This is a genomic window from Streptomyces sp. NBC_01142 (genome assembly GCF_026341125.1).
GTDB lineage: Bacteria > Actinomycetota > Actinomycetes > Streptomycetales > Streptomycetaceae > Streptomyces.
This window is the reverse complement of the sequence record NZ_JAPEOR010000001.1, coordinates 335,573-348,513: the sequence shown is the minus strand read 5'-3', so window position 1 is coordinate 348,513 and position 12,941 is coordinate 335,573. Positions and strand designations below refer to the sequence as shown.

Genomic DNA, 12,941 nt, shown 5'->3' with positions numbered 1-12,941 from the left:
CCCGGACGGGAGCCGAAAGGCAGGGGTGCCGCGGCGGGGCAACGTCAACGTAACGTGTCACTCACACCCGTGGAAAGCGAGGCAAGCACCGATGCCCGAGCAGAGCCCGCTCGATCTGGCCGAGGGCGATCCCTTCGGCCCGCACAACCTCCCGTACGGCGTCTTCACCACGGCCGACGAGCCCGACCGTCGTCGGCTCGGCGTCCGCATCGGCGACCATGTGCTCGACGCGGGAGCGGCGGCGCTCGCCCTCGGCTCCCCCTACGCCGCCCTGCTGGCGCAGCCGAGTCTCAACCCGCTGCTGTCGGCGGGCCGCACCGCCTGGCGCGACGTACGCCGTGCGCTCACCGCCTGGGTCACCGTGCCCGCCCACCGGCCGGACATCGAGCCGCTCCTCCACCCGCTCGAGTCGGTCGCACTGCATCTGCCGTACGACGTCGCGGACTACGTCGACTTCTACGCGAGCGAGCACCACGCCACCAACGTCGGCAGGATGTTCCGGCCGGACGGGGACGCACTGACCCCCAACTGGAAGCACCTGCCCATCGGTTACCACGGCAGGTCGGGAACCGTCGTCGTCTCCGGCACAGACGTGGTCCGTCCCTCCGGCCAGCGCAAGGCCCCCGCCGACGCCGCGCCCGTCTTCGGCCCGTCCGTCAAGCTCGACATCGAGGCGGAGGTCGGCTTCCTCGTCGGTGCCCCCTCCGAGCAGGGCAGCCCGGTGGCCCTCGCGGACTTCCGCGAGCATGTCTTCGGGCTGTCGCTCCTCAACGACTGGTCGGCACGCGACATCCAGGCCTGGGAGTACGTCCCGCTCGGCCCGTTCCTCGGCAAGTCCTTCGCCACGTCCGTCTCGGCCTGGGTGACCCCGTTGGAGGCCCTGGACGCGGCCAGGACCACCCCGCCCGCCCGGGACTTCGACCTGCTGCCCTACCTCGACGACTCGGACGAGGAGGAGCCGGGCGGCTTCGACGTACGGATCACCGTGACGGTCAACGGCCATGTGGTCGCCGAGCCGCCGTTCGCCACGATGTACTGGACGGCCGCCCAGCAGCTGGCTCATATGACGGTCAACGGCGCCTCGCTCCGCACGGGCGACCTGTTCGGCTCGGGCACGGTCAGCGGCCCGGAGATCCACCAACGCGGCTCGCTGCTGGAGCTCACCTGGAACGGCCGGGACGCCCTCGAACTGCCGGAGGGCAAGCGGACGTTCCTCGAGGACGGCGATGTGGTGACGATGACCGCGTGGGCGCCGGGCCCGGACGGTACCCGGGTGGGCCTGGGCGACGTGACGGGCCGGATCGTACCGAGCGCCGTGTAATGACCGGACTCACCCTGCCCGAGGAACTGTTGCTGCTCGCCCTCGACCCGGTGACGGGCCGTCGGCGCTGCTCCGGGCGCCATCTCCAGTACGGGCTGGCCGGTGCCGCCCTTGCCGAGCTGGAGCTCCAGGGCAGGGTCGTCGAGGCACGCGGCCGGGTGACGGTGGTCAATCCACTGCCGCCGCAGGACCTGCTGTCGGCGCAGATCCTGGCGAGCCTCCCGGCCCCGGGCGAGAGCCGGTTCGGCGACGGTGTACGTGCCCGGCCCTGGGTCAGGCGCACCGGGCGGGAAGTCGAAGAGCTGTGCCTGCACCATCTGGTGGGGCGCGGTGCGCTGCGGGTGGAGAAACACCGCTTCCTGGGTCTCTTCCCGTACCACCGGTACCCCGCGGCGGCCGAGGACTGGTCGGCGCGGGCGCTGGGGCGTTACGCCGAGTCGGTGCAGGTCGGATTCCCCGACCGCCGCAGCCGGCTGCTGGCCGCCTTCACCTCGGCGATCAATCTCGCCGGGGTGCTGCATCCGGGATTCGGGTCCTGGCGGGAGCGGGGCGCGCTGGGCGTTCTCGTACGGGAGGAGTGGGCACCGTACGCGGTGCACCGCGCCGTACAGCAGGACAAGCAGTCGAGCACCAGCGTCAGCTTCGGGGACGGCGGAGGCGCCGACGGAGGTGGCGGAGACGGTGGCGGAGGCGGTGGCGGCGACTGACGCCCCCGGGGTGGCAGATCTTTCCACCGCTTCCACAAACGTGCAGGTCACAGCGGCGCGCGCCACGCCTTGAGTGGCGCAACACTCTGGCAACACCATCGTCGTCACCGCGTCGGTATCGTCCGTCGCATGCCAGCCGAACGTATCCGTGAGCACACCGTGCCGGTCGCCGCCGCCCGACGGCGGCGGCTGCGCGCGGACCAGGCGCGGCAGCTCGCCGACCTGCTGCGCCACCAGGTGCGTACCGGCGGCTTCCCCCGCGGCGTGCTGCCGCTGGAGGGCACGATCGGCGACGACTACCGCGTCTCCCGCAACACCGTCCGGCAGGCGCTGGATCTGCTCCGTACGGAAGGCCTCGTCGAACGGCAGCCCGGCGTCGGCACCGTCGTCGTCTGCGAGAAGTACCCACACGGCCTCGACCGGCTGCAGGGCCTCGCCGAGACCCTGCGCGAACACGGCGACGTCACCAACGAAGTCCGCACGGTCGGCCCCGTCACCGCGCCCGCACCCGTGGCCCGGCGCCTGGGCCTCGCGGAGCACACCGATGTGCTCTACATCGAGCGGCTGCGCCGGCTGAACGGCCTGCCCCTCTCCCTCGACCTCACCTACATCCCGATGGACATCGGCACCGGTCTGCTCGGCTGCGACCTGGAGCACACCGATGTGTTCCGGCTGCTCGAAACCCTCACAGGGCAGCCGCTGGGCAGGGCCGAGATCACCCTCGAGGCCGTCAATGCCGACGCGCACTCCGCCGCCGTACTCGAAGCCCCGCGCGGCGCCGCCGTGCTCATGCTCGAACGGCTCACCCATCTGTCCGACGGACGCCCCGTGGACCTGGAGTTCATCCGCTTCCGCGGCGACCGCATCTCCATGAGCGGACTGCTCCACCGCTCTCTCTGAAACTCACCCGCACCCCTTTCCTGGAGACAGCCATGCCTCTGGCCCCCCAGCGTGCCGACGTGCCCGTGACCATCGACGAGTCGAAGTGCATCGACGGCTGCACCCTGTGCGTCGACATGTGCCCGCTCGACTCCCTCGCGATCAACCCGGACAGCGGCAAGGCGTTCATGCACGTGGACGAGTGCTGGTACTGCGGCCCGTGCGCGGCTCGCTGTCCCACCGACGCGGTCACGGTCAACATGCCCTACCTGCTCCGGTGAAAGGTCCCGAACTCCCATGAAAAACAAGGCACTTGCCGCAGCCCTCGCCGCCGCGCTGACGATCCCGCTCGCGGCGGGCTGCGGCGGCGACGCGAGCGCGGGCGACTCCGGCACGGTCACGGTGACCATCGGCTACCAGTCCAAGACCATCAACACCGTCACGGCCGGCACGCTGCTGCGCTCGCTCGGCTACTTCGAGCAGGAGCTGCGCAAGCGCGGCGAACGTGACGGCGTCACCTACCGGGTGAAGTGGCAGGACTACGCCACGGGCGCGCCGATCACCGCGCAGATGACCGCCGGGAAGATCGACATCGGTTCGATGGGCGACTTCCCGCTGCTGATCAACGCGGCCCGCGGCAAGCAGCTGAACCGGCCGACCAAGCTGGTCTCGGTCACCGGCTACAACCTGCGCGGCGGCCTCAACACCATCGTCACCGCGCCGGATTCCGAGCTGGACTCGCTGGCCGGTCTGCGCGGGAAGAAGGTCTCCACCAGTGTCGGTTCCGCGGCCGACGGCACTCTCGTACGAGCCCTGCAGCAGGCGGACATCGACCCGGAGAAGGACATCCGCAAGCTCAACCAGCAGCCGGCGGTGGGTGCTTCTGCCCTCCAGGCGGGCAGTGCGGACGCGCTCTCGCAGTTCGTTGCATGGCCCGGGCTGCTCGCCTTCCAGGGCCGGGCGAAGGCGCTGTACGACGGGGCGGAACTGAACCTGCCGACCTTCCACGGAGTCACCGCCCGCGAGGACTTCGCGGACAAGCGGCCCGCGGTGCTGGAGGACTTCCTGCGGGCCCAGGGCCGCGCCACGGAGTATCTGCGGAAGAACCCGGTCGCCGCGGCGGAGTCGGTGGGGAAGGCCACCGGACTGCCGCCCGAGGTCGTCTACCTCTACAACGGCGCGCACGGGATCGCCACCTTCGACCCCACGCTCAAGCCCTCGCTGGTGGCCGCGCTGAAGAAGGACGTGCCCGTGCTGCGCTCGGCGAAGCTCGTCGGCGAGGTGGATGTGGACGCCTTCATCGACGACCGGTACGTGAAGCGTGCGTACGGTGCCCGATACGCGAAGGCGCTCACCGCGGCGCCCCCGCCCGCGGCGAGCGAGGTGTGGGTCAAGGGAAAGTCCGTCACCCGGTCCTTCGCCACTCCGACAGAGCTGCTGGCTCACCTCGCCGCGCACCGGGACGAGGCGCGTGCCGCGTACGTCCCCGACGCCACCACCGGCACCCTCTGGTTCGCCGACAGGGCGGTGTGGGTGGCGGACGGCAAGGAACTGCGGCCGTTCGTGACCGGGGCGACGGCCGCGGCGTATGTATCGGCGCATCCCGGGTCCCGTACGGTCTCGTACGCCGACGCGCTTGCCCGGGCGTCATGAGCACCGTCCTGCGGGTCCTTTCGCTGGCCGGCGCGCTGGCTGCCTGGCAGCTGCTGACCTCCCTCGACATCAACCTGTGGCTGCGTTTCGAGCAGTTCCCGACGGTGACGGACGTCGCCCGGGAGTTCGGCGAACGGGTCGGCAGCGGCCCGTACTGGCAGGACCTGACGGACAGCCTGGCCCGTATCGTCACCGGCTTCGCGCTCGCGGCGGTCCTGGGCGTCGCGGTCGGCACGGCCATCGCCCGCTCGCGCCTGGCCGCGGATCTGCTGGGCCCGGTCCTCGAAGTGCTGCGCCCCATCCCGGCGATCGCCCTGGTGCCGGTGGCGATCCTGCTCTTCCCCAGCAATGAGCAGGGCATCGTCTTCATCACCTTCACCGCCGCGTTCTTCCCGGTGATGGTCTCCACCCGCCACGCGGTGCGCGCCCTGACACCGGTCTGGGAGGAGGCCGTCCTCACGATGGGCGGCGGACGGTGGCGGATCCTGGGCTCGGTGGTCCTGCCGGGCGCGCTGCCGGGCATCCTCGGCGGTCTCTCGGTGGGCATCGGCGTGTCGTGGATCTGCGTGATCTCGGCAGAGATGATCTCGGGCGAGTACGGGGTCGGCTACCGCACCTGGCAGGACTACACGGTCGTGGACTACCCGGGCGTCTTCGTCGGAATGGCGACGATCGGCGTCCTGGGCTGGCTGACATCGACGGCGGTGGAGCTCCTGGGCCGCCGTCTGACGAGGTGGCTCCCGCGTACGGAGTCGGGTGTCCCTGCCCGTACCCGCGCGGTCCCCGCACCCCGGCTCGAACGAAAAGGAGTCACGTCATGACCACGCCACCGGACACCGCAGTCGCGCCGGCCACCGTGCAGGTGAAGGGTGTACGCCTCACCCTGCGCGACGCATCCCTGGGGCGGGCCGGGGCCGTGGTGCTCGAGGGGGTCGATCTCGATGTCGTACCCGGCGAGATCCTGAGTGTCGTCGGGCCCTCCGGCTGCGGCAAGTCGACCCTCCTGCGCACCCTCGCCGGGCTGCTGCCCGCCCTTGCGGGGGAGGTCGCTCAGGACGGGGAGGCCATCACCGCGCCCCGGGCCGAGCGGGCGCTGGTCTTCCAGGACGACGCGCTGCTGCCCTGGCGCACCGTCCGCGGCAATGTCGAACTGCCCCTTGCCATCAAGGGGGTTCCGCGCGCCGAGCGCCGCAGCCGGGCCGAGGAGTGGCTGGAGCGCGTCGGGCTCGGCGGGCACGGGGGCAAGCTTCCGCACCGGATCTCCGGCGGGCAGCGGCAGCGCGTACAGCTCGCCCGCGCGCTCGCCGCCGAGCCGCGGGCCGTGCTGATGGACGAGCCGTTCGGCGCGCTGGACGCCCAGACCCGGTCCGGGATGCAGCAGCTGCTCGTCGAGGTGCTGGCCGGCACCGGCGCCACCGTCGTCTTTGTCACCCATGACGTGGACGAGGCCCTGTTCCTCGGCGACCGGCTCGCGCTGCTGGGCACCGGGCGTGTCCTCGACGTGCCGCACCCGCGCGTGCGCGCCGCGCACAGCGACCCCGCGACCGTCGCCCTGCGCCGCACCGTTCTGACGTCCCTCGGCACCTGAGAGGCCCGCACCATGGAAATTCCCGCACTCGCGGACGCCGAACAGCTCTCCTGCGACGTCCTGGTCATCGGTGGCGGCACCGCCGGCACCATGGCCGCGCTCACCGCCGCCGAGCACGGCGCGAACGTCATCCTCCTGGAGAAGGCGCACGTACGGCACTCCGGCGCCCTCGCCATGGGCATGGACGGCGTCAACAACGCCGTGATCCCCGGCCGCGCCGAACCCGACGACTACGTCGCGGAGATCACCCGTGCCAACGACGGCATCGTCGACCAGTCCACCGTCCGCCAGACAGCCACCCGCGGCTTCGCGATGGTGCAGCGCCTCGAGTCGTACGGCGTGAAGTTCGAGAAGGACGAGCACGGCGAGTACGCGGTCCGCCAGGTCCACCGCTCCGGTTCGTACGTCCTGCCCATGCCCGAGGGCAAGGACGTCAAGAAGGTCCTCTACCGGCAGCTGCGCCGCCGCGAGATGCGCGAACGCATCCGGATCGAGAACCGGGTCATGCCGGTGCGGGTGCTCACGGCCGAAGGGCGGGACGGGGGTGCCCCGGGCCGCGCGGTGGGAGCCGCCGGCTTCAACACCCGTACCGGACAGTTCGTCTCTGTACGGGCAGGCGCCGTCATCCTCGCCACCGGCGCCTGCGGCCGTCTCGGCCTGCCCGCCTCCGGCTACCTCTACGGCACCTACGAGAACCCCACCAACGCCGGCGACGGCTACGCCATGGCCTACCACGCAGGCGCCGAGCTCACCGGTATCGAGTGCTTCCAGATCAACCCGTTGATCAAGGACTACAACGGCCCGGCCTGCGCCTACGTCGCCAACCCCTTCGGCGGCTACCAGGTCAACCGGCACGGCGAGCGCTTCGTCGACTCCGACTACTGGTCGGGCCAGATGATGGCCGAGTTCGCCGGTGAACTCGCCTCCGACCGCGGCCCGGTCTATCTGAAGCTCAGCCACCTCCCCGAGGAGTCCGTCGCCGCCCTCGAATCGATCCTGCACACCACCGAGCGCCCCACCCGCGGCACCTTCCACGCCAATCGCGGTCACGACTACCGCACCCACGACGTGGAGATGCACATCTCGGAGATCGGGCTGTGCGGCGGCCATTCGGCCTCGGGAGTACGCGTCGACGACCACGCCCGCACCACCGTCCCCGGTCTGTACGCCGCCGGCGACCTGGCCTGCGTCCCGCACAACTACATGATCGGCGCGTTCGTCTTCGGCGATCTGGCCGGCGAGGACGCGGCCCGGTACCGCGCGTACGAAGGGGAACTGCCCGCCGCCCAGCTGTCCGACGCCCACGAGCTGATCTACCGCCCGCTGCGCAACCCGGAGGGCCCGCCGCAGCCCCAGGTCGAGTACAAGCTGCGCCGATTCGTGAACGACTACGTTGCCCCGCCCAAGTCCGGCGCCCGCCTCTCCCTCGCCGTGGATCACTTCGAGCGGATGCGCGGCGAGATCGCGGAGATGGGCGCACAGACACCGCACGAGCTGATGCGCTGCGCCGAGGTGAGCTTCATCCGCGACTGCGCGGAGATGGCGGCCCGCTCCTCGCTCGCCCGTACGGAGTCCCGCTGGGGTCTCTACCACGAGCGTACGGATCATCCGCAGCGCGACGACGAGGGCTGGCTGCACCACCTGGACCTGCGTAAATCCCCCGCGGGGGCCATGGAGTTCACGGCACGTCCCGTTCAGCCGTACCTCGTCCCCGTTGAGGAGTACGCCCCGGTCGGCGGCGCCTCCCGCCACCTGGGCGAGGTCCACGCGGAGCAGGTGGCCACGGCGGGCCCGCGCGACCTGGCGCCCTCCGGCTCCGGTATCACCAGGCACGCCGGGACAGAGGCCGCCGCTGCCTCCGCACCCTCGCCCCGGATCCTCGAACTCCTTGCCCTCGCGGAGGAGGAGCCGACCCTCGCCGAGCTGCGTCCCTACCTCTGCGACGAGGATCCGGCGGTCCGGGCGGCCGCCGTCGCCACCGTGACCGAGACCGCCCCGCCCGGTGCGGGCCCGGCGCTCGCCGCCGTCCTGACGGATCCGGCCGCCGTCGTTCGGGCGGCCGCCGCCGCCTCCCTGCGGGAACTTGTCGAAGTCCTCACCGCGGAAACGGAGTTGTACGAACCCCTGGCCGCGGCGCTGTCGGTCGACGACACCCAGGTCCGCGCCGCGGCCCTGGACGTGCTGCGGGCGCTGCGCCTCGGCAGCGCCGGGCTGTTCGGCACGGCGCTCGCGGATCCGGACATCGGCGTGCGGATCGAGGCGGTACGGGCCCTGGTCTCCGTCGACGCCGTCGACGCCCTGTCCCGGGCCGCCGAGGACCCCTCGCGCGAGGTCCGGGTCGCGGTGGCGAAGGGATTCGGCGCCACGGCCGCGGCGCCGCACCACCTGACCCGGCTGCTGCACGACCCCGACCCGCTCGTGCGGGCCGCCGCCTTCGCGGCGCTGGCCACCACGGGCTGCCCGGCCCCCTCGGCGGCCCGGGCGCTGGCCGCCCTGACCGACACGGCCTGGCAGGTCCGCGCGGGCGCGGCCACGGCCCTGGGCGCGGCACCCCCCGAACTCGCTGTGCCCGCACTGGCCAAGACCCTTGGCGACGCCAACGCCGATGTCCGCAAGCAGGCCGTGCTGGCCCTGCTCCGTCACACGGACGGATCGGACGGAGCGGACGAAGCGGACGGAGCGGTTGGCGAGAACCGCGCGAGCGGCAGGGACGGCGGCGCAGGCGCGAACAGCCATGCCGCGAACAGCCATGCTGCGGACGCACGCGCCGCGCTCGCCACCGCGGTCACCGACCCTGACGCGGACGTCCGCGCCTACGCCGCCCGTGCCGCCTGACCCCCCACACCCCCAACTGCCCGCAACTGCCCGCAACTGCCCCCAACTGCCCGCCGACCACCCGTCCACCGGCCAGGACGGGTGCTAGCTTGACGTGTTCCCGTACCCCGGAGTGGATGGAGTGAGCGAAGGTGCGCACATCGGCGCGATATGCGAGCTGGACCACGGCAGCTCTGGCGGCCGTACTGCTGGCGAGCGGATGCAGCAGCGACGGTGACGGAAAGGCCGGCGACAGCAGCACGCCCGCCCCGAGCACAAGCGCCCCGGCCGACACCACTCCGCCCCCGAGCGGCGGCGGCAAGACCAAGCCCGGGAGCCTGGACGGCGGCTGGACCACCGATGCCCTCCATGCCGACCAGGGTCTGCTGATCCTGACCGTCGTCAAGCAGGACGTGGTGCTCGTGGGCAAGACCAGCTGCACGGGCAGGGCGGCGACCGACGCCGAGCCCGTCACCTTCAGCCTGAAGTGCAAGGACGGCAGCAAGGACTTCGCCACCGGGACGGTCGACTCGCTGGAGGGCAGCACCCTCAAGGTGACCTGGGCGTCCGGGAAGACGGACACCTTCACCAAGGGCCCGGACGTCGGCAAGCTGCCCATCGGCTGACGGGACGCGGACAACTGCCCGGCACTCCCCCGGATTCCGAGGGAGTGCCGGGCAGTTGGCGTACGGTGCGCGTCGCAGGACGCGGGCCACTCCCTAGCGCACAAACACCCCTGCCTGACCCGCCAGGTCCAGGAAGTACTGCGGCGCCAGACCGAGCACCAGCGTCACCGCCACACCCACCCCGATCGTCGTCATCGTCAGCGGCGACGGCACGGCGACCGTGGGTCCGTCCGCCTTCGGCTCGCTGAAGAACATCAGCACGATGACCCGGATGTAGAAGAAAGCCGCGATCGCCGACGAGATCACACCGATCACGACCAGCGTTCCCGCGCCGCTCTCCGCCGCCGCCTTGAACACCGCGAACTTCCCGGTGAAGCCGGAGGTCAGCGGAATGCCGGCGAAGGCCAGCAGGAACACCGCGAACACGGCGGCCACCAACGGTGAACGCCGCCCGAGCCCCGCCCACTTGGACAGGTGCGTCGCCTCGCCGCCCGCGTCCCGCACCAGTGTGACCACCGCGAACGCGCCGATCGTCACGAAGGAGTACGCCCCCAGGTAGAAGAGGACGGACGAGATGCCGTCGGGCGTCGTCGCGATGACACCGGCGAGGATGAAACCGGCGTGCGCGATCGAGGAGTACGCGAGGAGCCGCTTGATGTCGGTCTGGGTGATCGCGACGATCGCACCGCCCAGCATGGTGACGATGGCGATGCCCCACAGGACGGGCCGCCAGTCCCAGGTCAGCCCCGGCAGTACGACGTACAGCAGCCGCAGCAGCGCGCCGAAGGCGGCGACCTTGGTGGCCGCGGCCATGAAGCCGGTGACCGGAGTCGGCGCGCCCTGGTAGACGTCCGGCGTCCACATGTGGAACGGCACGGCGCCGACCTTGAAGAGCAGGCCGGTCAGGATCATCGCGCCGCCGATCAGCAGCAGCGCGTCGTTCCCCATGGTGTCGGCGAGTGCCGGGTCGATCGTGCGGACGCTGCCGTCGACGACGTCGGCGATCCTCGCGTACGACATGGAGCCCGCGTACCCGTACAGCAGGGCAATCCCGAACAGCAGGAACGCCGAGGAGAAGGCGCCGAGCAGGAAGTACTTCACCGCGGCCTCCTGCGACATCAGCCGCTTGCGGCGGGCGACGGCGCACAGGAGGTAGAGCGGGAGGGAGAAGACTTCCAGCGCCACGAAGAGCGTCAGCAGATCGTTGGCCGCCGGGAAGACCAGCATGCCGGTGATCGCGAAGAGCACCAGCGGGAAGACCTCGGTAGTGGTGAACCCGGCCTTGACCGCGGCCTTTTCGCTGTCACTGCCGGGCACGGACGCGGCCTGCGCGGCGAAGGAGTCGATGTGGTTGCCGTGCGCCACCGGGTCGAGCCGGCGCTCGGCGAAGGTGAAGACGGCCACCAGCGAGGCCAGCAGAATGGTGCCCTGCAGGAACAGCGCGGGACCGTCGACCGCGACCGCTCCCATCGCCGCGATATGCGCCTTGGTGGTGCCGTATCCGCCGGCCGCGAGCGCGACGACCGCCGCGAAGGCAGCGACGAGGGCGACAACGGTCAGGAACACCTGTACGTGGTAGCGGGCCTTGCGCGGGACGAAGGCCTCCACCAGGACACCCACGATGGCGGCGCCCACGACGATCAGCGCGGGTGCCAGCTGGGCGTACTCGATCTGGGGGGCGGGGATCTTGTTGACCGGGTCGGCCGATGCCGCCGTGGCCGCGGTTGTCCACAGGCTGTGGACAGCTGTAGCGCTCACTTGGCCGCCTCCACCTCTGGCTTGGGGTCCTTCTTCTGTACGTCGGACATCGTGTGCTCCACGGCCGGGTTGACGATCTCCGTCAGCGGCTTGGGGTAGACGCCGAGGAAGAGCAGCAGTGCGATCAGCGGGGTGATGACCACCAGCTCACGGAGCTTGAGGTCCGGCATCCCCCGCACCTCGGTCTTCACCGGCCCGGTCATCGTCCGCTGATAGAGGACGAGGGTGTAGAGCGCGGCGAGCACAATGCCGAAGGTCGCGATGATCCCGACCACCGGGTAGCGCGCGAACGTGCCGACCAGGACCAGGAATTCGCTGACAAAGGGCGCGAGACCCGGCAGTGAGAGCGTGGCCAGGCCGCCGATCAGGAAGGTTCCGGCGAGCACCGGGGCGACCTTCTGCACCCCGCCGTAGTCCGCGATGAGCCGCGAGCCGCGCCGCGAGATCAGGAACCCGGCCACCAGCATCAGCGCGGCCGTCGAGATCCCGTGGTTGATCATGTAGAGCGTCGCGCCCGACTGGCCCTGGCTGGTCATCGCGAAGATGCCCATGATGATGAAGCCGAAGTGCGAGATCGAGGCGTACGCGATCAGCCGCTTGATGTCGCGCTGGCCGACCGCGAGCAGCGCTCCGTACACAATGCTGATCAGCGCAAGCCCCAGGATCACGGGTGTCGCCCACTTGCTCGCCTCCGGGAAGAGCTGGAGGCAGAAGCGCAGCATCGCGAACGTGCCGACCTTGTCGACGACCGCGGTGATCAGCACGGCGACCGGGGCGGTCGCCTCGCCCATGGCGTTGGGCAGCCAGGTGTGCAGCGGCCACAGCGGCGCCTTCACCGCGAAGGCGAAGAAGAACCCGAGGAAGAGCAGCCGCTCGGTGTTGGTCGCCATGTCCAGCCGGCCGCTCGCCCGGGCCTCGGCGATCTCGGAGAGCGAGAAGCTCCCCGCGACGACATAGAGCCCGATGACGGCGGCCAGCATGATCAGTCCGCCGACCAGGTTGTAGAGCAGGAACTTCACGGCCGCGTACGACCGCTGGGTCGCCGCCGCCTCGTCGCCGCCGCCCGCCGCGGTAGCGGCGAACTGGGAGGGGGCCGCCCGGTCCCCGAAGCCGCCGATGAGGAAGTACATCGGGATGAGCATGGCTTCGAACAGGATGTAGAAGAGGAAGACGTCGGTGGCCTCGAAGGAGAGGATCACCATCGCCTCGACCATCAGGATCAGGGCGAAGAAGCCCTGGGTCGGCCGCCAGCGGGAACTCTTCGTCTCCAGGGGGTCGGCGTCGTGCCAGCCCGCGAGGATCACAAAGGGGATCAGCAGGGCGGTCAGCGCCATCAGCGCCACCCCGATGCCGTCCACACCCAGTTCGTACCGGACGCCGAAGTCCGCGATCCAGGCGTGGGACTCGGTGAGCTGGTAGCGGTCGCCGCCGGGCTCGAAGCGGACCAGCACGACCGCGGCCAGCACGAGCGTGGCGAGCGAGAAGAGCAGCGCCAGCCACTTGGCGGCGGTGCGCCTCGCGGCAGGTACGGCGGCGGTGACGATCGCACCGACCGCCGGAAGGGCCGCAGTCGCCGTAAGGAGCGGGAAGGACAT

General features: G+C 71.0%; 11 protein-coding genes. 9 read left to right on the top strand and 2 right to left on the bottom strand.

The annotated features are described in order from the left end of the window. Positions 1-91: 91 nt before the first annotated feature. The 9 genes from fahA (at position 92) to OG883_RS01700 (ending at position 9,588) form a co-directional block, all read left to right on the top strand. On the top strand, positions 92-1,321 hold the full coding sequence (fahA, locus tag OG883_RS01740; protein WP_266533942.1) for a fumarylacetoacetase: 1,230 nt from the start codon (positions 92-94) through the stop codon (positions 1,319-1,321). Next, positions 1,321-2,028: a GPP34 family phosphoprotein gene (locus tag OG883_RS01735; protein WP_266533939.1), complete on the top strand. Its 708-nt coding sequence runs from the start codon at positions 1,321-1,323 to the stop codon at positions 2,026-2,028. Before fahA ends, OG883_RS01735 begins: the two co-directional genes overlap by 1 nt. A gap of 129 nt (positions 2,029-2,157) precedes the next feature. Further along, entirely contained in the window at positions 2,158-2,928 is a 771-nt protein-coding gene (locus OG883_RS01730; protein WP_266533937.1) for a GntR family transcriptional regulator, read from the top strand. Positions 2,929-2,960: 32 nt separating this feature from the next. Then, positions 2,961-3,188, top strand: a complete 228-nt coding sequence (locus OG883_RS01725) for a ferredoxin family protein (RefSeq protein WP_266533934.1) — start codon at positions 2,961-2,963, stop codon at positions 3,186-3,188. A 16-nt stretch (positions 3,189-3,204) separates the two neighbouring features. Next, positions 3,205-4,560, top strand: coding sequence for an ABC transporter substrate-binding protein (locus tag OG883_RS01720; protein WP_266533931.1), 1,356 nt, complete (start codon positions 3,205-3,207; stop codon positions 4,558-4,560). Then, entirely contained in the window at positions 4,557-5,381 is an 825-nt protein-coding gene (locus tag OG883_RS01715; RefSeq protein ID WP_266533928.1) for an ABC transporter permease, read from the top strand. The genes OG883_RS01720 and OG883_RS01715 overlap by 4 nt, the downstream gene beginning before the upstream one ends. After that, the gene (locus tag OG883_RS01710) at positions 5,378-6,148 is read left to right on the top strand and encodes an ABC transporter ATP-binding protein (protein WP_266533925.1); all 771 of its coding nucleotides are present in this window, start codon (positions 5,378-5,380) and stop codon (positions 6,146-6,148) included. Before OG883_RS01715 ends, OG883_RS01710 begins: the two co-directional genes overlap by 4 nt. Positions 6,149-6,160: 12 nt before the next feature. Continuing rightward, the gene (locus tag OG883_RS01705) at positions 6,161-8,983 is read left to right on the top strand and encodes a fumarate reductase/succinate dehydrogenase flavoprotein subunit (RefSeq protein WP_266533923.1); all 2,823 of its coding nucleotides are present in this window, start codon (positions 6,161-6,163) and stop codon (positions 8,981-8,983) included. 131 nt (positions 8,984-9,114) lie between these two features. Beyond that, the gene (locus OG883_RS01700) at positions 9,115-9,588 is read left to right on the top strand and encodes a hypothetical protein (protein WP_266533920.1); all 474 of its coding nucleotides are present in this window, start codon (positions 9,115-9,117) and stop codon (positions 9,586-9,588) included. 93 nt (positions 9,589-9,681) lie between these two features. On the opposite strand, the gene nuoN is transcribed toward OG883_RS01700, so the two are convergent. Next, entirely contained in the window at positions 9,682-11,346 is a 1,665-nt protein-coding gene (nuoN, locus tag OG883_RS01695) for an NADH-quinone oxidoreductase subunit NuoN (protein ID WP_266533917.1), read from the bottom strand. Continuing rightward, the gene (locus OG883_RS01690; RefSeq protein ID WP_266533914.1) at positions 11,343-12,941 is read right to left on the bottom strand and encodes an NADH-quinone oxidoreductase subunit M; all 1,599 of its coding nucleotides are present in this window, start codon (positions 12,939-12,941) and stop codon (positions 11,343-11,345) included. The genes nuoN and OG883_RS01690 overlap by 4 nt, the downstream gene beginning before the upstream one ends.